The sequence below is a fragment of the Ktedonospora formicarum genome (assembly GCF_016587355.1).
In the GTDB taxonomy this organism is placed as follows: Bacteria; Chloroflexota; Ktedonobacteria; order Ktedonobacterales; family Ktedonobacteraceae; genus Ktedonobacter; species Ktedonobacter formicarum.
On sequence record NZ_BNJF01000001.1, the window covers coordinates 2,195,463 to 2,220,109 of the forward strand.

Genomic DNA, 24,647 nt, shown 5'->3' on the forward strand with positions numbered 1-24,647 from the left:
CTCCTCTGTAATGCCCGTAGGATTTGTTTTTTGAGCCTATGTGTAATTAGCGACAGCTAGGCTCAGCCACCTGCATTGTACCAAGGATTGATGAGCAAACGCAACAAATTGCACCTCCGACTACTTATATATAAGTAGTCGGAGGTGCAACGCTTGTATTTAAGATGCGAAGAGAGCTGCGAGCGTTACTCGAAATCGCCGCGCTTGCCAAGTCGCTGATGCTCATATGCCTTTTTGATAGCAGACAGGCTGCGCTGGACCTCGCCACGCTCCTCTAGCAAATTCGCGAAGCGGAAATACGCGCTGGCTGCAATCTCGTGAGCATTGGAGGTGTCCAGTAGCTCCAGAGCTTGTGAGAAGTGCTCATCCGCCTTAGCATAATCCCCCTTCTGGTGGTGAATCTGTGCCAGGGCAATCAGAGATTGGCCTTGTGTCTGGGCGTCGCCACTAGAGCGTGCGAACTCAAGTGCCTGGCTCGCCTCATGCAATGCTTCATCAACATCACCGCGCTTAAGAAGTAACTCCGCCAGAGAGGTATGACACAGCGAGGCCGTTACCTCATCGTTCAATTCGCGCTCGATAGTGATGGCCTGACGGTACTCCTTTTCGGCGCTCTCTAGATCGTTCCGCTTCTCCAGGGCTTTACCCAGGCGCTGATGCGTCAAGCCAACCAGGCGCTGTTCATCGCGCATTTCGTAAATGGCAAGGCTACGCAATGCATACTCACGTGCCATAGAGAGCTTGCCAACAGTCTTGTAATGCTGACTAATCTCGATATACTTGCGCGCGAAGCTCTTACTATCACGGTTCATCGCGTCAAGCATCTCAAGGGCGCGATTATAGAACTCAATAGATTTGTCAAGGTCGCCCAGGCGGAAGTAATCGTTAGCAAGATTGCTAAAGACTTCCAACGAGAAGACTGGATCGGTAATCTGACCATTCTCGATAGCGGTAAAGCAACGATGATGATTCTCCATTGCTAACGTATAGTTATAGAGGGAGAAGTAAGCTTTGCCAAGCAAATTGCGCGCGCGCTCAGTAAATTCGCTATCATTGAGCGCTTCACCCTGAGCAATGGCCGAGCGCAGATCAACAACCGCCTCCTGATACTCATTTGAGCCCAGGTGAATCTGACCGCGTAAGAGGTAGAGGCGATAGACCTGATCGGTAGTGATTCGCTCAGGCTGGATAGGAGCGAGCAATTCTTCAGCCTCGATATAAGAGCCTTGCTCAACCAGCACACTCGCCTGTACTAAATCAACATCAATACGCTGGTCAGGTCCCGAATCAGCAGGCGAATAACCAACCGCTCGCGCTTCAGCCGCCCCGGCAGGCGAACCCTCTAGTAGGAAGGTAAGAGGTACATCCAGTCGACGCGCGAGAATGGAGAGGGCCTTTAGCGATGGGCGTATCTTTCCTCGCTCTATCGCTGAAATATACGATATAGAAAACTCAGGGGCTGCTAGTTGCGCTTGGGTCATATTCAGCTTCGTGCGTACTTCTCGAATATTCGTCCCTACACGCGCAGCGACAGCCTTCCCAACATTGGCAGTTTCAAGGGATGGCATGGAAGACGTTTCCTTTCAAACGAATAGTAAATCCCTTCAGTCGGGAACATCGCACCACCATTTGAAGCGGCCCAAATAGTGCTGCGCGCTCATCAGACCAGGCAGAATTGTGCCGCACCTTGCTCCCGACTACCTCGGTCAAGCATGCCTCTCAGCCGGCGAAGAAAATTCCGTAGTCCATCCACCACCGGCCGCAATCACAAGCATACTAGATGCATTGCACTGCATTGGATAACACGTCAGCACATACAATCGAACCAACCTAGCATTCTCCTACGAGTCTCACGCGAGTTCATGGTGTAACAATTGTTTTAGCACTCCTAGAATTTACAACTCGCTTCCATACAAGTCCATTGTCGTAGGAGAAGGATTTGCTAGATAATGCTTTCTCTCTGCTAGTCTAACATACACTTATGATTTGAGTCAACCCATATTGCACTTTTATCATAGTGTTACTACAAAAATTTTTACACCGGTACATTAGAACATAATGAAATATTTTTTGAGTTAAAAATCTCTGTGTTGTACATTTATATTATGGCCTACTAGTAAGCTTTCTCTCTCAATCTAAGATAAAGCGTTCCCTTGCTATTTCTCAGATTATTTCACAACACCTCACTTTATAACACAAGATAACAGCTTCAATCCCCTGGCTTCATGCTATACAGGCGCTCTGGCGCTTCAGTGTATAAGTGATTATTTGCGTACTCTTTTCCCGTCAAATATAGAATGCTTTGAGCAAAAGAAGGAGAGGGATAGTACTTACAAACAGCTCATCAAAAATAATTATCAATTGTGCCTCTTCTTGTTAAGACACCTCTGATACCGTTTCTATGACAGCATCCTGACATGCCTACAATTGGAGTATGTATACAAGCAAGGCGCTCAGATATTACAGCAACCGTCTCCAGTGAGCAGATATAGTTGCATAGTTTCTTTACCCGCTCACACTTCTTAAGAAAAGTTAATCACATGCTCTATTGTCTCGTCTTATCCATATAGCTCACATTGCTTAGATGCATAAGTGAAATACCACTATCTCTCATGCGTATCTTATGGTACACTTTGTTCAAGTGCGTCCTGATCTTCACCAAGCCATTCCAATATAGTTTTATTTCGCTCTTTTCCACTCGTGGCAGTGACGATGGTCGCGTTGTATTCTCAGTATTTCAGAAAGGCTCGCGTGTATGGAAACTCTTCCTCAATTGTTCAACTACGCCGTTGAACAATACCGTAACCAGCCCGTACTTATTGAGCCATCCGAGGACAATTCGCTGTCCGTGCTCTCCTATTATCAGGTGCGTGAACGCGTTCACCAATTCGCAGGTTATCTCCAGGGACAGGAGGTCCAGAAAGGTGAGCGCATTCTCATCTGGTCGGCGAGTCGAGCCGATTGGCTAATCGCTTATTTCGCCGCTGTCTTGCTTGGTTTGGTTGTGGTTCCCGTCGACGTTAATAGCAAGGAAGACTTTATAGCTCGTCTTATTGAGAAGACAGAGGCACGCTTCCTCATTACCACGCGAAAACAGCACGCTACCCTCCAGCATATCTCGCTTCCTTTCATCGATATCGACCAACTCCCCCAGGGTTCATTTATGGCTGACCGCTTGCCCGCTATCTCGAAGGATGATCTGGCACAACTGGTTTTCACCTCTGGTACAACCGGACAGCCTAAGGGAGTTATGCTGAGCCATAGCAACATCGTGTCCAACGCTAAAGCCTCTGTGGAAGCTGTCGATATTCGGCGCGGTGATCGCGCACTTTCAATTCTCCCCCTCTCCCATATGTTGGAACTGACTATCGATGTCGCCATCTTCCATATTGGTGCCTGCGTTATCTATGCACGTACACTCTCTCCTGACACCCTCTTCAAGCTCTTCACATCACAGCGCATCACCTGTATGGTTCTGGTTCCTCAGGCACTGCAATTGTTTATGAATGGGATTGATCGCGAGGTACGACGCCAGAAAAAGGAGAAGATTTGGGAGCGCTTGCATACTATCGCTGCTCGCTTGCCATTCTCGCTCCGTCGTTATCTATTTGGGACAATACATCAAAAGCTCGGTGGACACTTTCGTTTCTTCGTAAGTGGAGGCGCATATCTTCCTCCTGTGCTGGGACGGCGTTGGGAGAACATGGGAGTGCGTGTGCTTCAGGGATATGGGACAACCGAGTGCTCACCTGTCGTTAGCGTCAACCGTACACATGACCATAATATGGAATCTACAGGGCTTCCATTGCCAGGAGTTGAGGTACGCATCGCGCCTGATAAAGAGATCCTGGTGCGAGGTCCCAATGTTACCCTCGGGTACTGGCACAACGAAGATGCAACCAAGGCGGCCTTTGATGGCGAGTGGTATCGTACCGGTGACCTTGGCTTGCTCGATGCCAAGGGTGGCCTATACATCAAGGGACGCAAAAAAAACCTGATCGTGCTAGCGAACGGGATGAACGTCTTTCCAGAGGACCTTGAGAATATTCTGCTAGAGAATAAAAATCTGAAGGATGCTGTCGTCATGGGACTAGGGAGAGATGAGCACGATCCCCAGGTGCACGCGATCCTCTTGATGGAACATCCCGATCAAGCAACAGCCAAAGCGGCTATTCAACAGGCTAACAAACGCCTGGCAGCACATCAGCAGATTCGAGGCTTTACGATCTGGCCTGAAGAAGACTTTCCACGCACACATACACTAAAAGTCAAACGTCAGGACATGCTCGCAACTCTGACATCACTGCGAAAGGAACAAGAAATCAGCTAGTATGCTCTATCTCGTCGCTACTCCTATTGGGAATTTAGATGATATCACGCTTCGTGCCCTAGAGATCCTACGTTCGGTGGACATTATCGCCAGCGAGGATACACGCAAGACAGGCATATTATTGAAGCATTTCGACATCTCAAAGCCGCAAATGGCTTTCCATGCCTTCAACGAGCAGCGAGCTGGTGATCGCATAGAAAACCTCTTGCGCCAGGGACAATCAGTTGCCGTCGTGACGGATGCAGGTACACCCGGCATCTCTGATCCCGGCTATACACTGGTTCGGCGCGCAATTGATGCCGGGCTTGAGGTAACAATGCTTCCAGGGCCAACCGCCTGTATCATGGCCGTTGTACTCTCTGGCTTGCCCACTCATAGTTTTACCTTTCGCGGTTTCCCGCCACGCAAGACAGTTGGGCGACGCAAGTTCATGGAGATCGATAAGGACTCCCCTCATACACTGGTCTTCTATGAAAGTCCTTATCGCATCACCAGCTTTCTGAGCGATGCGCTTGAGGTATTGGGCGACCGTTCCGCCGCTATCGCCAATGACCTGACCAAGATGTTTGAGAAGGTTGAGCGTGGAACTCTCTCATCCTTACTCACGACGATGAATGAAGAGAAGGCGCGCGGCGAATATATCATCGTTATCGCTGGGAAGGGGCGCGAGATCGAGGATCACAACGATGAAGAGGATACGTCAGACTAGCTAAAGGTATAGAGCGGCACGTAAAAAAAACTGGCCTGGTCTAATGTTGCGGGTGGATTCGGGAGCGGCACCTCCCAGTACACCGGATGCACAAGAGGCCGGGCCAGGGCCAACGCATGCTCCCACTCATACTGCATGTAGGGAGTTCGCGCGGTCCTGGCAGACCAGAAAAGCTGAAAGACATCGGCTTCAGCCATCTTTTGCTCCAGTTCATGCCCCCTCACCTGCCGCAATCGTAAAGCCTCCACCTCTCCTAGATAAGGCATAGCCGCGGCGAGCAAACGCGCGGCCCGCTGACATGCCATCGCAATTGTCCGATCACTATAGTTATAGGCGAGATAGATTTTCTGAAAGCTCCCTATAGTAACCTGGGTGCAGTTCTCGCTTGCGCGTGGCCACTCCTCCGGTTCCTGCCTGGCAAACTCCAGCGGGATCTCGATTCTATTGAGCAAAAGTGGCCCCATGTACACAGAAATAATGCAGGCATGCACCTTCGCGCCCAATTCTGGGCGAATAACAAAACGAAATATCGCGCGTTGCCAATCCTTGATGCCTTTAAGAGTTATACGACGTGGATTAAAGAACATGCCTTCGCCTTCGGGAATCAAGGTGATATTTATATCAGGGAGCAATGTCTGTCCCCCAGCATCAGAGGACTGATTGGAGCTATAATCAATTTCCTGCAAGGCACGCATGGCATCCTGGCGCACAGCAGAGATCGCACCTGCGAGATGCGCATAAATTAGAAGTGCATTCCATGAGCCAGTACCAAGCAATTTAGGATAAAAGACACTGCTCTGCCAGAGCGAACGCGGCGAACTTGAGTCAGCATTCGCATGAACAGGTGCATTCTGTGTCTCCCCCACAACAAGCATTGTAGGCATTTCTTCCATCTTTGCTGGCTCAGCCTGGCGCATCTCAAAGTAAAAGGTATTGGAGCCAATGCGTAATTCCGCTCCGTCATGAAGTGGATAGGGCTTATGCGGTGCTAACCTAGATTCCCCAATGTAGGTTCCATTTGCGCTTGCCTCGTCAATGAGCACATATCCATTCCCTTCAAAACGAAGCGTCGCGTGTCGACGCGAAACCAGCCGATCACTAGTCAGAGCAATATCATTCTTCGAAGAGCGTCCAATAAGGGTTACAGGTTTATCAATGATATGCTCGCTCATAGCTTCATTAAGGGAGCGCAGGATAGCTCCTGGTATCCTATATACCTGGCGATGTGAAAAACTCGATGGTTGAACACTTTCTGGTACATTTCCTTGCGGCTGAGAACCTTCTTTAGGTGAGGCGACATAATGCTCGAACGCTCCTGCATGCAGATCCGTTATCTCCCCTGTTGAGCGAGGAAGTGGCCCTGAAGCAGGCTGAGGAAGTAGAGGATTAGAGGGAGGGTGTAATGGCCTTAAACGCTGTCCACAGTGTTTACAGAAATCATCATTGGCGCTGGTTTGCTCCGCGCAATTAGGACAGTAAATCATACAGATGCCTCCATTTCCCGTGCCATCTCGGCAACGGCTGGAGTCCATCACCATCTGGTAACAACTCCTGAAAGGCGACTCAGCATACGCGTAAGCTTACTCCTTATCCGAAAACCTGAGCGCAGAGCGCTAGCCGCTGTTGAGGTGGCATTAATTTTCGCATAAGATCTTAAATGTTAAGTTATTATATCACAGAAGATGTATAAACAAAGAGAGCGCGCCTCCCATCCTGCTTCTACACAAACAATGGGCACGCACCCTCATTGCTCACATCTCTATAGCGAATAAGAAGACCTTAGCTTAGATTCCCATCACGCCCACAAGTTCTCTGACAGCGTCAACAGATTTGTTGAGCTGTTCTCGTTCGTGAGCATCAAGCTCAATTTCAATAACCTTTTCCAGGCCGTTCGCGCCAAGTTGGGCAGGAACACCCACAAAGAGGTTATGAATCCCATATTCGCCCTGGAGAGAAATAGCGCAAGGCATGATCATCTTCTTATCGAGCATAATAGAATCGATCATTTGCAGAACCGAGGCGGACGGCGCGAAGTAGGCACTTCCTGTACCCAGCAGTTTGACGATTTCAGCTCCGCCATCGCGTGTACGTTGTACGATTTCCTCAATGCGCTCAGGTGAGATAAGCTGCTCAATAGGCACACCTGCGACCGTACACATGCGAGCAAGAGGAACCATAGTATCGCCATGTCCACCCAGAACATATGCCTGTACATCGCGCACCGACGCACCAACCTCTTGCGCGATAAAGGTGCGGAAACGGGCTGTATCCAGGACTCCCGCCATACCAAGAACACGCTCACGGGGGAAACCGCTCACCTTGAGCGCGATCTGAGCCATGGCATCCAAGGGGTTGGTAACGACAATAATGATGCACTCTGGCGAATACTTCACGACCTGTTCAGTGACTTGTGACACAATTTCCTGATTCTTCTTTACAAGATCGTCACGCGTCATGCCAGGCTTGCGCGGAAAGCCTGATGTAATTACGACAATATCAGAGCCGACAGTATCGGCATAGTCATTGGTTCCTGTAACCTGCGTATCAAAGCCCAGAACTGGCCCCGACTCAAGGATGTCAAGCGCCTTTCCCTGAGGCATATTAGGTACAATATCAAACATGACTACATCAGCGTAGTCACGCTCCGCCAAGCGCTGAACGAGGGTGCTGCCCACAAATCCGGCCCCTACGACGGTAATCTTTCTTCGCATTGACGTGTCCTTTCAAATACGATGTTCTCTAAAAGTAAAAAGCCAGGACACATAAGCCATTGCAGGCCAAGACCAGCAGTGACTCATAAGCCCCAACAGGGAATCCTGTTTTTTATCACTTCCTCTCTATTGTATGCTCTATCACTACCTTATGGCAATTATCCGCACCCACCTCACCGAGACTTTATAGTCTAGCCTCGATCATCTTCATACTCTCTGCATCCCTTACAGTATATATAATATAGGCATAGAGCTTTAGCCTGCGCTAGTTAATGCTCAATTCTTCTACCCTCCACCATAATCATCAGAGGTGGGAAGAGATTGTAGAGATTGTAACTTTTCAATCGCCTGAAAATTCATCAGTTACCTATTGACAATCCGGCAATGGTACGGTATGATACTTGTCGTCGAGAGCGTTACGGCTTTGACAAATAATGGGGTATCGTTCAATGGTAGGACGGCTGACTCTGGATCAGTTGATTGGGGTTCGAGTCCCTGTACCCCAGCCCTTGGGAGAGGTATTTTCCTCTCCCAACTTTTTGTCTTCCAACGCTTCCAGACACGCTCATTATTGGGGTATCGTTCAATGGTAGGACGGCTGACTCTGGATCAGTTAATTGGGGTTCGAGTCCCTGTACCCCAGCCCTTGAGGAGAGGCAAGATGCCTCTCCTTTTTTGTCTTTCCCCCCTTACCCTTTTGCTACAATAACAGAAAAGCGTTCGACACCCGCATAATTTGCTCATCTTCAGCAGAAGGGAATGTTTCTTTTATGGAGAAAGAGACTCAAAACCCACAACCAGCCTCTTACCACCGTCAACGGCAGCAAAAATGGAGAATCAGGCGCGATATACCACTCTCAATTCTAGCCTGGAGCGGTGTGATTATCCTGTTCTTCTGGCTGGCTTCACATATTACGAGAGCGCTATTGATGCTAGCCATCGCAGCGCTTTTCGCCTTCGCGCTTGCTCCCCTGGTCAAGCTAATCCAACGTTTTGTGCCTCGCATCGTCGCCATCCTGATTGTATATCTCATTGTCCTTTCAGCGATTAGCCTGCTCTTCTATGCGGCCGTTCGTACAACAATAGATCAGACACATGAATTGATAAGGTATGTACGAGATCTCACAACCTCAAATAACGGTCAGCCCACACGTCTGGAACATATTCTTCTCTCACTTGGCGCGACCCATGATCAGATTCTACAAGGGCGGCAATTCTTGATCGCCCGTGGCGAGGAGTTCAGTCGCGATGCAATCCCATTCCTACGCAGTTTCTTCGAGTTTATGCTTGATGTCTTAATCGTCGCCATTCTGAGCATTTATCTGCTCATTGATGGTGGGCGGGTAGCAAACTGGTTGAGGCAAAATACCCCTCAGGCGGCACACGCCAACCTGGTGCTGGATACACTACAGAAGGTTGTAGGCGGATATATTCGCGGTCAATTTCTCCTGGCACTACTCATAGCACTCCTGGTTGGCTTAGGCATGGGCTTCATTTTCCGTTTGCCTTATGCCTTCCTCCTGGGCATGATAGCCTTTATCATGGCTTTTATTCCCATCCTGGGCACCTTTATCTCCGGTGCCGTCTGTGTAGTAATCGCACTTACACATGGTTGGTTAACCGCGCTCTTCGTATTGCTCTACTTCATCTTTGTGCATGTGATTGAGGGCGAGCTAGTAGGACCACGCATTGTTGGACAATCCGTTGGACTCCATCCTATCGTCTCACTCTTTGCCCTTGTCGCAGGCGGCGAGCTCTTTGGAATCTGGGGCACGCTCTTCGCTTCACCTGTGGCAGGCGTGCTTCAAGCCATTAGTATTGTAATCTGGCAAGAATGGCGCGCTCGCCATCCTGAGCAATTCACCCAAACCAAAGAGGGTGTAACGGAAAGACCATCAGGTCAAGCAACAGAAAAGTAACATTGATCTCCTTTAGACGAGAAGTAGCGATGTTCAGGTGTGAGATAACATCGCTACTTCTTTCTTGCAACACACCTTGAACAAAGTCGATTCACACATTACACAAACATTATTCATAAAATAATAATCCCATAACAATACCCTCTCAGCACCCTATATTTTTGCTCATGCATTATGAAAACATAGACAAAGACTGCACGTTATAAAATTAGTGAGTTAGCACACCTTATACAATCCTTGAATCCATGCTATTATTTTGTACAAAGTTTGCATTGCCCATAACGTGAAGAGGAGGTTACATTTAGCATGGTAACGCTCGCTATCCAGCCCACATCAGCATTAAGCTCACTCAGATTGCTGCCTTCAAATATACCAGCCAAAGACACACAGCTAGCCACCAGGAGAAACCTACTGGAGTCAGAACAAGTAGAGCAGTTTGTACTGGTCAATCGCGCGCTTCAGGGGGATCATATGGCATTTGAAGGTATAGTAGAGCAATTTGGCAACCTTATGCTACGCACAGCAACCCTCATTGTAGGTGATTATGACGTTGCGGAGGACGTGGTTCAAGATGCATTTATTCTCGCATGGCATCATCTTCCCGATCTACGCAAAGCAGACGCACTTCGCCCCTGGTTGATGCGTATCGTCGTCAACCAGTGCATCAGTTTCAAGCGTCGTTTAGCACGCAGTTCGGCCTTTATGCGCCAGACATTACTCGACCAGGAAGCGGATATGATCGCTCGGGCCGCCGATGACTATAAAGGGCTTATGGAGCGCAACTGGGATCTCGCGCAGGCTATCAATGATCTTCCGCTAAAACAACGCATCGTGATTGTGCTGCATTACTATAACGGGATGACACTTCCAGAAATGTCACGAGCACTTGAGACTTCAGAAAATACTCTGAAGAAGCGTATTCAAGCTGCCCTGAATAATCTGCGCCGTACGTTATACACACAGCAGAACATAGATCTCATGCATGCGTGATACATAAGCAATTAAGTAGAGGCATACCACGGAGCAAGTATGTTTAGACTAACAGCAGATCTCGCCAGTAGTTCAAGAGCTCTTCTATAAGAATCTCTTCACAACGCACCTGAAAAATAGCTTTACGGGTGTACTCTTGAAGTTGAGCTATAACCTCACTGGCGAGTCGCTGACAGGTCGCGAGAGTCACGGCATCACGCTCTATTCCTACAGGGACACAACCATAGCGCCTGGAAAGCTCATAGGGGAACAGGCCCAACAGGCGACGCGATGGATAACTATTCACTCGGGCTAGATATGGTAGTTCCCTTCCCTGCATATAAAGCATTATAGCAGAGGGCTCGCCTATGCCAACGCTTGCTATACACTCGACCAGGCCAATCTGTTCTCTCATCTACTCACTCCTCACCACCCACTACCAACAAAACTACAACTGATAGCCCTCACCTGAACCAATCGCGGCCGCTTACCTTAGTGCCATCAGGCTTGTGTATTATCATATTATACACAACCTCTTCAGAAGTCAGAAAATAGAGTACCTGAACCTCTATGTTACATAATACCGCTTCCTCCTATCTAAATATGCTGCTTCCTCCCTCATTTGACACTTGCTTCAGCATGATTGATAGACATAACCATATACATTCATAAAACACACTGGTACATTCTGGTACACACAACAGCACTCTTCGAGCCAGAGATGGCCCCTTTGTTACAATGAAATGGGACATATATTTGTAACACCTCAGGCCCCACAGCCAGTATCGGCTCATTTGGGGTCAAGGGGTCTTGTGATGCGGTTGGGGTGGAGGAACGATGCTTTTACCATATTCACATACTATTCGCTCCCATTTGCGCTGGCTGCGCTTTCTGGGCGTGTCCATAGATCGTGAGCGGGGAGAAATCTTAATCCCAAGTTCATGGCATCTCGGCATAGCTCTGTATGCGGCACTGCTTAACTGTTGCGCTCATGTGCTCATTATACGTACACTTGGACCCAATGACTTCGGTATCTTCGCTTTTATTCAATGGCTGGCAACTTTTGCCATTCCACTTATTGGGATAGGAGCGTCGGCACCTGCTAATCAACATATCGCTAATGCGCAGGGTCGTGAGGCTCCACGCCAGGTCGCGGGAATCTTTTATCTCCTCTGGTGCCGCCAATGTCGCCATATCTTGCTATTCATATTTGTATGCTTGCTATTAGTAACTCCTGTTGCCTGGCTCTTTCACCAGCCAAGCCGTTCGCTCTTACTTCTAGGAAGCCTATCGGGTTTGCCCTTACTATTCAGCAATATCGCGGGTATTACTCTCCGCAGTCAAAGACGTTCAGATCTTCTGATTATGCTCCAATTCTTCGGAGCGTTCTTAAGCTTTCTGACAATTATCGCCGCCACTCATATCAGTGGCGAACACATAGGTATCTTCTTGCTTGCTCGTGCGATTGCAGAAACTCTCACACTAGTGCTGGCTGTAGCCTGCGTTCTACGTCTCTTGCCAGTGCGCGAGGCGGTCGCCCCGACTTCGTATGTACGCTCCTCTCTGCTACGCAAGATAAAGAATATGCCCTGGCCGTACCTGATAGATATGATCGTCTGGCAGCGTAGCGAGCTCTTCTTTCTGGCACTCTGGTCAAGGTCCGCTTTAGTAGGCTTTTACGCTCTCAGCGCAATCTTGAGCGGCTGGCTCATGCGCTTGATACCGATGCTCTTCTCTTTTCTTATCGTACCTCTGAGTACACGACTCTTGCTGCTTCACCGCATATGTTGGACCAGTGGGACACCTCATCAGCAGTTCATTCGCTCTTCCTGGGCGATGGCAACGCTTGCACTCCCGCTCTGTGGACTATTGATGTTGCTCGCGCCCTGGCTGATCGGCTACAGCCTTGGCGCGGACTTCTTAGAAGTGGTAACCCCTCTGCGCATTCTCCTGGTTTCAGCCGCATTAGGAAGTATCGCTTCGGTAAGCACTACGTATCTGGTACAGATTCCACACCAGACAGCTCGCCTGCGCCTTGGGTTCATCGCAGCACTTGTCAATATCGCTCTGGCAGTCATCCTTATCCCTCGCATGGGCCTTATAGGTGCCGCGCTCTCAAGTGCCTGCGCGCAAGCATTCTCCGTGTTGGGATCAATGTTGCTTTGCCATTTCTCGCTGAAAAAGCAGACGCTCTTGCTACCAAAGGAGGTATGATGAAGTTCCACCATTCGCTCAACACAGATGCGCATATCCGCTCTGTGCCTAGCAATCAGCCTCAGGGGCGCTCACCATTACCGCGCCTGAGCATTATACTCTGCACTTATAATCGCCGTAATCTCGTTCTGGCGGCACTCTCTAGTCTGCATCGCCAAACCTTATCTCCCCACCTCTATGAGGTAATTATCGTTGATAATGGTTCTGAAGACGGTACAATGGAAGCGATTGAGCAATACATTCAATCGTTGCATGGTGAAGCTATACTGCCTGAACAGATCTGGCAGGCACGCTGCATATCTGAACAACAGAACGGATTAGCATACGCTCGTAATACGGGTATCGCTCATGCACGTGGCGAGATCGCGGTCTTTCTCGATGATGATTGCATAGCAGATATCAACTTACTCGAATCACTCTTATTTGCCTACGATGAAACCAATGCCGACGCGATTGGGGGTCGCACCGAGATTCGCTGGGAAGGTGACCGCCCGTACTGGCTTTCGGACAATATGCGCGATGTGCTTGGCTATTTCTCACCCTTCGGCAATGATATGAGACGCCTACCAATGCCCTTGGGACTTGCTTTTAGTAATTGTTGCTTCTCCGCCAAGATCAGTGTCTTACGCAAGATTGATCTCTTCTCGCCTTATATAAGCAAGCGCTTGTACAGCCCAACCAATCTAGAGATAGAGGAACTCTGCCAACGTTTGAGGCGAGAGGGCTATCAACTCTGGTATGAACCACGAGCGCTTGTCTTCCATCGCGCGCCCACAGCACGCTTGAAGAAACCTTTCTTTCTGGGACGAGCGTACTGGCAAGGTCGAGCCGAAATTCTGGCGCGCTATGCCTGTCAGCCACGTCCCGATGCCCCTCCACCATCTACGACACACCAGATTTTGTTTACGGCGTTGCGCGAATGGATTTATCTACTCTACATTGCCTGTGTCCAACGCCCGCTCGTCTTCCTGGCTCGGAAACCAACCTCTGAGCATATGCAGGCCGCTATGGAGCAATCGCGCGCGGCTGGCCGCTTGCGTCAGCTACTTCAGGCGCTCTATCACTCGCCAGCCGAGATTTCACTCCCCTCAGTGATGTTTGTCTGCGCGAATGAGCGCGAACATCCACCTGTCATTGAACACCTACGGGGTGAACATGTCTCGATGATAGTCAGAAAGCATGCCATCCCTCTGAGCTGGCTATGGCGACACCGGGCTTATCAGCAGCGTGCTATCGGACTTATCCATATCTATCAGCCAGGAGCCTTTACACTACACCTGCTGGCACGAAAACGCTTTCTCTTCACTCTCTGGCTGGCGCGTCAGCTAGGCATTGCCATTGTCTCAACAGATGCTGGCGGATGGTGGCATAATTTCCCTGGTCGGCGCGCTCGCAAACGACTCGCTTTTGAATATCTTGTGCTCTCACGCAGTGACGCGATCCAGGCCTTCTCACGAAAGCCCCAGGATCTCTATGTGGAAAAGGAGCTACGCCAACGTACCTGTGGCTTACCACATCCCGGCTATCGGGGCAGCGATCCTCCGTTGATCTTACGCAATCAGGCACGCAATCACTTGAACTTAGCCGTGGCGGACGATGATTTTCTCTATCTGTGTCATGCCTATCTCCATACCGAAACCGAGATTTTGCACCTGATTCAGAGCTTCCAGGAAGTTCAGCAAGACATGGCCCTACAAGATCCACCACGGGCGCTGCATTTGCTCCTGGTAGGTCAGCCACGCGGACGCAAGCTCTCACACAAGCTACGAGAGATAGCCTCCGTTGACGAGCATATACATATTTACCCGAAGGTACGTGAGAATGATCTACCACTTTACCTGGGAGCTACCGATGCCGTGGTTTTCCCACATGGAGCTTGTACTATTGTGGGAAATATTCGGGCCGCGCTCCATGCCGCGTCATATGATCGCCTGGTCATCGCTCCTACATTACCACGCTATCATGGTCTGCTACCACTACACGGCGGCATCTACTACCAGCCCGAAAGTCCTTCGTCAATAGCGGAGGCGCTTGATGCCGCAACACGCCGCCATTATCACCCAACAACGGATGAACTACAGGCCCTTGATGCTTCGACGAGTTGGCGGCGCTACGCCCATGACTTGATTAACCTCTACAAGAAATTGGTCTTCCATTGACATCTTAAACCCAACAACGTATCCTTGCTGGGAAACATATGCTTTATAAGCCTTGCAGCTTGGAATATTTATAGGTAAGATGCCCCCTCACCGCCTATGGTGAGTCAAAGGAGAGGTGGTAGGATTGCTAACCACAATCCTACCACCTCTCCTTGGCCCATGAAGCGCTTGAATGCTGAGGGACCTCTGACCCGTCAAGCTATAGCGGCACTTTTTTACGAAGGAAGAAATACAAGGAGATTACAACGCCGAGCTTCCTATATGCGACCACTGAGGATGCTCCTACGTTAGAAAAGCTATGGCATATTTAAAGAGATTTCGCATAGGTGCGTCCAGGCTCATCTTGTTAGCGCTGGTCATTCTAGCATCACTTATCCGCTTCTTGCTCATTGCATATCACTGGCCAACAACCAATAGTGACGAGGGCGTGATTGACCTGATGGCGCTCCACATCGCCTACCGCGGCGAGCACCCAATTTTTTATTATGGACAGGCATACCTGGGCTCGCTTGAAGCACACCTGGCTGCTCCCTTTGTGCTACTATTTGGGCCTTCCGTCTTCTCAGTACGCCTTCTGCTCATAGCACTCTACGCTCTCTTCCTGGTACTGCTTTATAATCTGGCTAGCAGGCTTTATACACGTAAGCTGGCCCTCTTCTCAGTACTACTCTTGAGCTTTGGCTCGCTCGATATGATCCTCCAGCAGTTGAAGGCATTCGGTCGCTATCCCGACATTCTGGTCCTGAACACCCTCTTACTCCTCCTGGCTTCACATCTGGCTCTGACTTCACCCCTGGCCTCGCCAGCTCCGCGACGATGGGGTCTTTTCTTCTTGATGGGGTTGCTGAGCGGCATCGCGATCTGGACAGATCAGATCACCCTACCCTTTGTCGGATGCGCGTTGCTCCTGCTGGCGCTTTTCTGCCGTCGCGAACTACGAGGCTGGGGACTTGGGCTCCTCCTGGTGGGACTCCTGATTGGTATTGGGCCTATGATATATGCCAACCTCACCTCGCCCCTGGGAAATAACTCACTGAACGCCATTCTAAATGTCAATGGAGCTATGGCAAATGAGATGGCAGCTAAAAATATTCCCTCCGTACGACGCTTTGTTGGCTCACTGCTCTTTGCCCTTCCCGCCGCAACTGGTTTCAACCAACTCTGCTCCCCCAATCAGTTACCACTCTTTGGACCCGCAACTCCCACGATGTTGGCGTGTACACTCACTCATGGCCTCTGGTCTTTGGGCTATCTCGGATTAGGGGGAATCGCGACCACACAAGCCCTCATCTCCGCCTGGCGACTCAGACCACGAGAAACAACCCTCACCGAGCTTGCCCCCTCAGACTATCGCCATCTGGTCATCGAATGCACACGTTTGGCTTTACTTCTGAGCGCGGGTTCGATTCTGGCCCTTTACACGCTGAGCGCTTCGGCCGCGGTCAATCCCGGCCCAACGTCGCGCTACCTGTTTAGTATGTGCCTTGCGCTACCAGCACTTCTCTGGCCGCTCTGGCGTGGGTTGCTTCCCCTCACATGGCCCACACTCTGGCGCGCGCGCGCCCTCTTCACTCTCCGCATCGCGACACTGCTCTTCATCTTGAGTATGCTGGTTGTGGGAACTGTACGCACCTTTGAAGATGTTCCCAATGCCCAGGAGACATTTCAAAAACAAGAGAACTTAATTAATTATCTCCTTTCACACAAGAAGACACGCATCTATTCTGATTACTGGACCTGCAATCGTTTAATCTTTCAGACCACAGAACAGATCGCCTGCTCAGTGCTGGACGAACAGCTTCAATCGGGACAAAACCGCTATCCTCTGTATACAGAAGAGGTGCAGAAAGCCACCGCTCCGGCATATGTGTTTATACAGGACTCAGCCCAGGCCCGCGCCTTCGAGAGCCAGACCTACTTGCCTCACGCTTTACTTTACCAGCGCGCAACCGTCTCAGGCTATATCATTTACATCAAATCGTGCAAGGTCTGCAGTACGTAGCCCAAAGTTTTCTAGCATACCTATGCATTTTCAGTTATAATGTTTGCCGATGGCATTCCTTGATATGAGTATCATATTCACAAAGGTATATCCTCTTTTTGGAGGTCATCGCCCCTGATAGGCCTGAGGTCGTAGAAAAACATTGGAGCATACCTCAGTTGAGATGCATAAAGTAGAATGAAAAGGCGAGGTTCAACGTTGAAACAATCACGTTCCCATCTCGTACGCGAAATAGTCGAGATCGTTGTCCTGACGCTGCTGATCTTTTTTCTGATTCGCCTGGTAGTCCAAACATATCAGGTTGATGGTCAAAGCATGGAGCCCTCTCTCAAGATGAATGAGTATGTGCTCATCAACAAGGTAGCGTATACATTTAAAGCACCCGAACGCGGCGATGTTATTGTCTTTCACTATCCACGTAATACGAGTGTTGACTATATCAAACGTATTATTGGTCTTCCAGGCGATACAGTTCGCATTGATCGCACCAATGTCTGGGTAAACGACAAACTAATCGACGAAAAAGCCTATATTAGTGCTCCCCTCAATCCTTTTGCTAAAATATGGAAAGTGCCACCTGATCAATACTTCGTTCTTGGCGATAACCGACCAGTGAGCGATGATTCACGCTACTGGGGCTTTGTGCCCAAAGACGATGTTGTTGGCAAAGCTGTGTTTGTCTATTGGCCTGTCAACAGGTGGCAATTGATCAATACTTATCCCGATACCTTTAAAGGTATTGGCAACAAGTAGCATACAGAACAAATGTGGGCGAGATAACACGCGAGTTACCTCTCGAATCTGGTCTCTGCCCACGCCACTGGCGCTACACCTATCAATACATCAGAGGAAATAACGTTTCTATGCCTAACAAAGCTTCCTACGACGACGGCGGGGATGACCTGATAGCCGATGACTATGCTCCACCTGCCAATGCCACTTCACAAGCGCTCAAAATTGGCCTGATCTTCGGTATCATTGCGGTCATTGTCAATATCGCGCTCGCGTTTCTGAGCGTCCCTGCGACAACGGGCCAGGCGCGCGAGGCAACCGCAGGTCCCTTGACCTACCTTGCGCTTGGTCTGGCCTGTCTAACCTTCCTGATCAATTGCGCGCTTTGCTTTGTCGGTGGCTTCATGGCCGGCAAACGCATCATACTGCGTCGACCCGCCTTCTGGACTGGCGTCATTATTTCCGCTATCACCTATATCGCGGGCTTTGTGGAGCGCTACATCCCTAACTATCCAGGAAATCTCAATCAGCAGAGCGGAAATCAAGCCATCGGAGGCATCGCTATCTCGCTACTCTTCCTGGTTATTGCCTGTCTGATCGGTGGCATTCTCTCACAGTGGGGCGCAACACGCGCGACACTACGACATCCCTACTATGGAAGTGAAGAGGATTAGTCTCTTCACTTCCCAGCGAAAGGCCAGCCGTGTTCACTTTCTGAACACGGCTGGCCTTTCGCATATAGCACCTCTGTCCTACCCACATTAAACGCGCTAGTATACTGTGTAGAGGGCGCGTATATGGTGCCCTGTGTGGTTGATACGCGAGGGCCTATGTATCATGCTAGATACCTGGCACATCCGCGTTTGTGGAGAGGGAGGGGTGGGTTGAAACATCCTCAATATGTTCGTGAATTTGTCGAGATTGCGGTCTTTGCGGCTGTGCTCTTCTTTGCCTTCCGCATGGTTCTCCAAAGTTATCAGGTGACCAGCACCAGCATGAGCCCGGCACTTGTTCAATCTTCGCTAGTACTTGTCAATAAGTTGGCTTATACCACGCGTGATCCTCAACGCGGTGATATTGTTATCTTCCACTATCCACGCGATACTCGCGTCGCTTATATGCAACGTATCATTGGGCTCCCCGGAGATACAATCTTTATTGATGAGAAACACATCCGGGTCAATGGGCATGAACTCCATGAACCATATGCCAGTATGACACCTATAAACCCCTTCGCGAAGACCTGGCAAGTACCCGATCATCAATATTTTGTGCTGGGCGATAATCGCGACACAAGCGAAGATTCGCGTATCTGGGACTTTGTGCCCCGCGACTATATCATTGGAAAAGTTGCTTTTGTCTACTGGCCCCTTGATCGGTTGCAATCCATCAGTTCGTACTCTGATGCCTATAAATAACGGACCCACAATTTCCACTCGAAAGAGTGAATAACGATTGCTACCTCTGGTGGATGACGTTAGAAGGCTGATGCGATATAGTGAAACGCTGATGATCGACAATGGCTCAGAAAGAGGAAAACCATGAAGATCTCGGCAAACGCTAACGTGGCAAGGCAAAACCTGCCAGGTCTCCCATTTATCGCTCTGCTGCTCTGGCTGCCGCTGGCACTCTTCGCGCCGGCCTTCGTTATCAGTGGTCTTCTCATACTCATTGACCAGCATCGCAAGCGAACACGGCTCCAGGGGCACGTTATACGCACCCCAACCTCACCTATACGCGTCATGCACTCAGATGTGCAAGTATATACCTACGGCGAAGATCTCTATCAGGCCATGTTGGAGAGTATTGAGCAAGCGCACAAGCATATTTACCTGGAGACCTTTATCTGGAAAGATGATGCCATTGGATGGCGCTTTAAGGACGCACTTACCCGCGCGGTCACGAGGGGTGTGCAGGTATATGCGATTTACGATACCTTCGCCAATCTCGTTGTTCCGCGCTCGTTCTTTCGGACCTTCGATAAGCGCATTCATCTTCTGGCCTATCCGCTTCTCGCGCGACCATTCAATCCTTTCAGCCTGGCAACATACGCGCGTGATCATCGAAAGGTACTGGTCGTCGATGATGAGATCGCCTTTCTAGGAGGCTACAATATAGGCAGTCTCTACGCGACCCACTGGCGCGATACCCATGTGCGCATCTCAGGACCCGATGCCTGGGAGGTAGAAGCGTCTTTCGTCGATTTTTGGAATACCTTTCGAACAGCCCAACATCCTAAACTCCCTCCCTGCGAGGCCCGTGACTGGGACCCATATCTCCATTTTTACCGCAACGAGCCATCTATACTCACATTTCCCATCCGCGCATCCTATTTCGATGCCATCGACCGCGCCTGCAAGCATATCTATATTACTCAGGCCTATTTTATCCCCAACCGTTTCTTTCTCCGCTTGTTAGAGAAGGCCGCCCATCATGGAATAGATGTGCGTATCCTGCTTCCATCGACCTCAAACCATGTCATCGCGGACTGGCTGGCACGCGGCTTTTACACACGCTGCCTGCGCTCTGGAATTCGCCTCTTCCTCTACCAGGATGCGATGGTGCACGCTAAGACCGCGACCGTCGATGGCGTCTGGTCCACCGTAGGGACCGCCAACATCGACCGCTTAAGCATGCTGGGCAATTATGAAATGAACGTGGCTATTTATAGTACCAGGATGGCACAGCAGATGGAGCGCATCTTCCATAACGATGCCGCCCATGCTCATGAGCTAACGTTGGGGGAATGGAAGCGCCGACCATTCGCGCACAAATGTGCTGAGTGTCTCCTACGTCCGCTTCGCCCCTTTCTCTAGAGAAAAATATACAGGCCAGTCATGCCTTCCAGGGAAGGCATGACTGGCCTGTATTAATCTGGTGACATCAGGCGAAATGCAACAAGCTATTCCTCGATGATATCAACAGAGTTCAGCGTATCGCCGGGGCGAGGATCACGCATTGGATCGCGCTCACGAATAGCCATGACCACATCCATTCCATCTACCACTTCCCCAAAGACACCGTGGCGTCCATTCAGGTGAGGAGTAGGGCCATGCGTGAGGAAGAACTGAGAGCCATTCGTATTTGGGCCAGCATTCGCCATAGAGAGAATTCCAGCTTTATCATGCTTGAGTGCCAGTGCGCCACGCTCATCATCAAAGCTGTAGCCTGGGCCACCACTACCTGTCCCGGTCGGATCACCGCCCTGGGCCATGAAGCCACTGATAACACGGTGGAAGGTGGTGTTATTATAGTACCCTTCACGTGCCAGAAAGACAAAATTATTAACGGTCGTCGGCGCTTTGTCGGCGAACAAACGGATACGAATATCGCCTCGATTCGTATGCACGACGGCGGTATACTTCTTCGTCGGGTCAATCTGCATCGCAGGTGGTGTTCGATACTGCTTTGCCACGAAAAACATCCTCCTAAACTAACAACAAAAACAGGGGGTTGTGTACAGATAATTCCTTATGCGAAAACCTGAGCGCGCTTGTTGTGACGAACATCAACCCTCATTCGAGGGCACGGCTCTGCCTTCGCGACAGCTAGCGCTCCGCGCTCAGATGTTCATGCAAGGAGTGCGCTAGCCGCGATAGCAGCGTTGGGTTTCGTAGGAACCCTACCAACACCCTGTACTGACTACATTGTACCTTTAGGAAGCAGGGACCACAAGTGCGTAATTAATCACATCGGGAGCAATGCTCTTATCGCTATCGCTCGGTCCCTGAAGTGAGACGGCTACATCCATCCCTTTGACAATCCAGCCGAAAGTATTATAACTGGTTCCCTTCAGCTTTGAGGAGTTATCGCCAGTATTAATAAAGAACTGGCTACCTGACACTTTATCGCTGCGCGCCATCGAAATGGTACCGCTGGAGTAATCACCATCTTTGGCCTTCTCTTCAGGAAGTGTATAACCAGGACCACCTGTGCCATCACCCTTGGGATCACCACCCTGGGCAATCTGAATGCCACTGGCATCCTTAAGCACGCGATGGAAGGTCAGGCCGTCGTAGAACTTGTTCTGCGCCAGATAGACAAAGTTATTGACTGTCTGAGGTGCCCAATCGGGCATCAATTCGAGCACGACCAGTCCCCGGCTCGTATTGAGGCCTACACAATACGTAGTCTTGGCATTGATGCTCATCGTTGGTGCCGCGCCAAAATTGCGCTTGATCTTATCCCTATCCGCGGTACTAAGAGGAGCCGAAGTATTCGTAATCTTCTTCAAGATATCATCCTTCAGGCAGTTTGACTTGGTAAACGCCTGCTGATGATCTGTTGGCATCGCTCCTATAATTGCGGTCGCCGTGGCTTTGGCTTCATTAGATACTGTGGCGGTAGGAGTTACGCCAGGCTTTGCGGACTTGGTCGGAGGCGGGGCAAAGGGGCCTACATGGTTCACATATAGCAACCCAACACTGGCTGCGATGACAAATATAATAAGTACGGTGAGCCATGGATAGCGCGCAAGGCCACTCGCGGGCCGCTGCTGCCTGGGCGGACGCTGCTGTGACTGCTGAGCCGCTTTTCTGTCAACCTTCGGCAGATCTGTAGCGTGCGCTTTCGCTATGCGCGCCGCCCGTTTCGTTTCTGTACGTTTTGTCGTCTTCGGCATGAATTCTTAGCGATGCTCCTTTTTTCTTACGCGAGGATTTCTTATTTGCGCAATTCTGTGTGTTATAATAACCCTCCTGCATGGTTGGGTCAAGCCCTCGTTACCTCAACCTTTTTCTCTATTCCCTTGCTCCTCGTTTTCACATATCCACATATTCATTGCATGGTTATAGGAGAGCTTTCCCCCTTCTCCTCTCCATCTCTCCTATTCATAGTTATCCACAATCATGCCAATTTTTGTGGATAACTATGTGGAAAACTTCGGGGATAACTCATTTTCACTGGGGATAACTCACCTACTCTGGTGGATAAGTGCCTTTTTGCCCGCCCAAATCACCCAATTTGCCACCGAGATATCCACATTTCCACAGAGCCTTGTAATATACCTATTTGATTTCGGGCGCAAGATTCGTTACACTTTGAACACACACTTTTTTCGACGCGCATGCCTTTACCTATGGCAAGCCTTTCATTCGCCTGAGCGTTGCCACCTGCGACGCTCAGATGTCGCGCAACAGCTACTCAGCCTGAATACAAGTGGTGTGGTGGCCAGTTTCGCCGCCTGAGCGGCGGCGTTGGCGAATGCTTTTTAGAAATTGAATTTGCAGCCAAAGGCATTCGCCAACACTATTCGGGGCATGGCAGCGACGGCTGGTGCGCGTTCACAAGCCAGACTTCGGACACCTGTTCGAATGGTATGCTATAATGCCAACATACCGTTAACACGCGATTAGAAACACTCGTTAACGGTCGCTCCGCTATAGCATATGAGCCGTCGTGTTTTTACTGGTTGAAGACAAAATACCTTATTCCATAATGCTTTTGCCAGGTGTATCTGCTACGAAGACCCAACAGATACTTCCTGATCGTTTGTCATGGCACACTTAATATCTATTACTGCTCGCTGATGCTGGAGTTGACGACGTGGAAAAACTATTACCACAAAATGTTGAGGCCGAATGTGGCGTCCTTGGGAGTATTATCATCGATCCTGAAGCTATCGTTCAGGTCGCGGACTTTCTCCATGCTGAGGACTTTTACCGGGACGCGCACCGCATCATCTACGAAGTCATTGTCCAGCTTTATGAGCAGCATGAGCCTGCGGACTTTATCACCATTTGCGATGAACTGGAACACCGCAACAAGCTAGAAGAAGTTGGCGGAGCAGACTATATTACCTCTCTCGTCAATCTTGTTCCAACCAGCGCGAATGTTGAGCACTATGGGCGCATCGTCTCACGAACAGCCATCCTGCGCCGCCTCATCCACGCCGCCGGTCAGATCGCGGCTGTGGCCTATGACGAGAGCGACTCAGATGTGGCCCTGGACAAGGCCGAACAGTTAATCTTCGAGATTAGCCAGGGCCATGCCCGCTCCGACTTCTCCGCCATCAATGACGTTCTAACAAACTACTTCCTCAAACTAGAACAACTTCACGAGCGCCGGGGCACAATTGTAGGTGTCCCCACAGGCTTCACGGATCTGGATCGTCTGACTGGCGGGCTTCAACGCTCCGATCTGATTATTCTGGCCGCGCGTCCAGCCGTGGGCAAGACATCATTCGCCCTCAGCCTGGCTCGTAATGCCTCAGTGCGCCACCAGAGCAGTGTCGCTGTCTTTAGCTTGGAAATGAGTAAAGAGCAACTTGTTCAGCGTTTTCTCTCTATGGAAGCTAGCATCGACCAGCAGCGCCTACGCACTGGTTGGATTGAGGACGAGGACTGGACCAACATCGAAGAGGCGATGAGTCGTCTCTCGCAGGCCAAGATCTACATCGACGATACAGCTGGCATCTCCACCATGGAGATGCGTAGCAAAACACGCCGCCTGGCAAGCGAGCAAGGCCTCGACCTGATTATTGTTGATTACCTTCAGCTTATGCAATCGCAGGTTGGCGGCAAACGCAGCGAGAACCGTGTACAGGAGGTGTCGGAGATCAGCCGCAATCTTAAAGGGCTGGCCCGCGAACTCGATGTGCCCGTGCTCGCGCTAGCCCAGCTCTCGCGAACCGTTGAGAGCCGCCAATCCAAGGTCCCCCAACTCTCCGACCTGAGAGAGTCGGGATCTATCGAGCAAGATGCGGATATAGTTATGTTCATTTATCGTGATGAAGTATATAACCCGGATACCGAACGCAAGAATATTGCAGATATCATTATTGCCAAGCATAGAAATGGTCCTGTAGGAGAAGTAAGCCTCTTCTTCCAGGCGAGCCAGACGCGCTTTGCTGATCTAGAGGTTGACGTTTCATCTAGTGTGGAAGAATAAGGGTGGAGGACGAC

18 protein-coding genes and 2 tRNA genes are annotated in these 24,647 nt (G+C 50.1%); 14 read left to right on the forward strand and 6 right to left on the reverse strand.

All coding sequences use genetic code 11. From position 1 onward, the window contains the following. Positions 1–185 precede the first annotated feature (185 nt). Complete coding sequence (locus K3T82_RS09460; protein ID WP_220193226.1) at positions 186–1,568, reverse strand: helix-turn-helix domain-containing protein; 1,383 nt, start codon at positions 1,566–1,568, stop codon at positions 186–188. Between the two features lie 1,187 nt (positions 1,569–2,755). Here K3T82_RS09460 and K3T82_RS09465 point away from each other — a divergent pair. Then, positions 2,756–4,330 (forward strand): AMP-dependent synthetase/ligase, encoded by a 1,575-nt coding sequence (locus K3T82_RS09465; RefSeq protein ID WP_220193227.1) that lies wholly within the window; start codon positions 2,756–2,758, stop codon positions 4,328–4,330. 1 nt (position 4,331) lies between these two features. After that, positions 4,332–5,039, forward strand: a complete 708-nt coding sequence (gene rsmI, locus K3T82_RS09470; protein WP_220193228.1) for a 16S rRNA (cytidine(1402)-2'-O)-methyltransferase — start codon at positions 4,332–4,334, stop codon at positions 5,037–5,039. On the opposite strand, the gene K3T82_RS09475 is transcribed toward rsmI, so the two are convergent. After that, positions 5,036–6,523: an FHA domain-containing protein gene (locus K3T82_RS09475; RefSeq protein WP_220193229.1), complete on the reverse strand. Its 1,488-nt coding sequence runs from the start codon at positions 6,521–6,523 to the stop codon at positions 5,036–5,038. The two genes, rsmI and K3T82_RS09475, sit on opposite strands and share 4 nt — an antisense overlap. A 300-nt stretch (positions 6,524–6,823) precedes the next feature. Continuing rightward, positions 6,824–7,750: a malate dehydrogenase gene (gene mdh / locus K3T82_RS09480; RefSeq protein ID WP_220193230.1), complete on the reverse strand. Its 927-nt coding sequence runs from the start codon at positions 7,748–7,750 to the stop codon at positions 6,824–6,826. A gap of 435 nt (positions 7,751–8,185) precedes the next feature. Here mdh and K3T82_RS09485 point away from each other — a divergent pair. The 4 genes from K3T82_RS09485 to K3T82_RS09500 all read left to right on the forward strand — a co-directional run bounded on the left by K3T82_RS09485 (position 8,186) and on the right by K3T82_RS09500 (position 10,659). Next, positions 8,186–8,256, forward strand: a tRNA-Gln gene (locus K3T82_RS09485). 66 nt (positions 8,257–8,322) lie between these two features. Continuing rightward, positions 8,323–8,393: transfer RNA gene (locus K3T82_RS09490), tRNA-Gln, on the forward strand. Between the two features lie 127 nt (positions 8,394–8,520). Continuing rightward, a complete protein-coding gene (locus K3T82_RS09495; RefSeq protein ID WP_220193231.1) occupies positions 8,521–9,669 on the forward strand; it encodes an AI-2E family transporter in 1,149 nt (382 codons plus the stop codon). Positions 9,670–9,975: 306 nt separating this feature from the next. Continuing rightward, on the forward strand, positions 9,976–10,659 hold the full coding sequence (locus K3T82_RS09500) for an RNA polymerase sigma factor (RefSeq protein ID WP_220193232.1): 684 nt from the start codon (positions 9,976–9,978) through the stop codon (positions 10,657–10,659). A gap of 43 nt (positions 10,660–10,702) precedes the next feature. On the opposite strand, the gene K3T82_RS09505 is transcribed toward K3T82_RS09500, so the two are convergent. Then, positions 10,703–11,053 carry a GspE/PulE/PilB domain-containing protein gene (locus tag K3T82_RS09505; RefSeq protein ID WP_220193233.1) on the reverse strand — a complete coding sequence of 117 codons (351 nt, stop codon included), beginning with the start codon at positions 11,051–11,053 and terminating at the stop codon, positions 10,703–10,705. Positions 11,054–11,475: 422 nt separating this feature from the next. On the opposite strand from K3T82_RS09505, the gene K3T82_RS09510 reads away from it, so the two are divergent. From K3T82_RS09510 to K3T82_RS09540, 7 genes are all read left to right on the forward strand, one after another. Further along, complete coding sequence (locus K3T82_RS09510; RefSeq protein ID WP_220193234.1) at positions 11,476–12,852, forward strand: lipopolysaccharide biosynthesis protein; 1,377 nt, start codon at positions 11,476–11,478, stop codon at positions 12,850–12,852. After that, entirely contained in the window at positions 12,849–15,011 is a 2,163-nt protein-coding gene (locus K3T82_RS09515) for a glycosyltransferase (protein WP_220193235.1), read from the forward strand. Before K3T82_RS09510 ends, K3T82_RS09515 begins: the two co-directional genes overlap by 4 nt. A gap of 298 nt (positions 15,012–15,309) precedes the next feature. Then, on the forward strand, positions 15,310–17,013 hold the full coding sequence (locus K3T82_RS09520; RefSeq protein WP_220193236.1) for a glycosyltransferase family 39 protein: 1,704 nt from the start codon (positions 15,310–15,312) through the stop codon (positions 17,011–17,013). 198 nt (positions 17,014–17,211) lie between these two features. Next, positions 17,212–17,766, forward strand: coding sequence for a signal peptidase I (gene lepB / locus K3T82_RS09525; RefSeq protein WP_220193237.1), 555 nt, complete (start codon positions 17,212–17,214; stop codon positions 17,764–17,766). Between the two features lie 110 nt (positions 17,767–17,876). Then, positions 17,877–18,419, forward strand: coding sequence for a hypothetical protein (locus K3T82_RS09530; protein ID WP_220193238.1), 543 nt, complete (start codon positions 17,877–17,879; stop codon positions 18,417–18,419). 210 nt (positions 18,420–18,629) lie between these two features. Further along, positions 18,630–19,163, forward strand: a complete 534-nt coding sequence (gene lepB, locus K3T82_RS09535; protein WP_236031078.1) for a signal peptidase I — start codon at positions 18,630–18,632, stop codon at positions 19,161–19,163. 123 nt (positions 19,164–19,286) lie between these two features. After that, on the forward strand, positions 19,287–20,561 hold the full coding sequence (locus tag K3T82_RS09540) for a phospholipase D-like domain-containing protein (RefSeq protein WP_220193239.1): 1,275 nt from the start codon (positions 19,287–19,289) through the stop codon (positions 20,559–20,561). Between the two features lie 86 nt (positions 20,562–20,647). On the opposite strand, the gene K3T82_RS09545 is transcribed toward K3T82_RS09540, so the two are convergent. Then, positions 20,648–21,160, reverse strand: coding sequence for a peptidylprolyl isomerase (locus K3T82_RS09545; protein WP_338001087.1), 513 nt, complete (start codon positions 21,158–21,160; stop codon positions 20,648–20,650). Between the two features lie 240 nt (positions 21,161–21,400). Continuing rightward, on the reverse strand, positions 21,401–22,366 hold the full coding sequence (locus tag K3T82_RS09550) for a peptidylprolyl isomerase (protein ID WP_220193240.1): 966 nt from the start codon (positions 22,364–22,366) through the stop codon (positions 21,401–21,403). A 923-nt stretch (positions 22,367–23,289) separates the two neighbouring features. On the opposite strand from K3T82_RS09550, the gene dnaB reads away from it, so the two are divergent. After that, positions 23,290–24,633, forward strand: coding sequence for a replicative DNA helicase (dnaB, locus tag K3T82_RS09555; RefSeq protein ID WP_220193241.1), 1,344 nt, complete (start codon positions 23,290–23,292; stop codon positions 24,631–24,633). Positions 24,634–24,647: the final 14 nt, after the last annotated feature.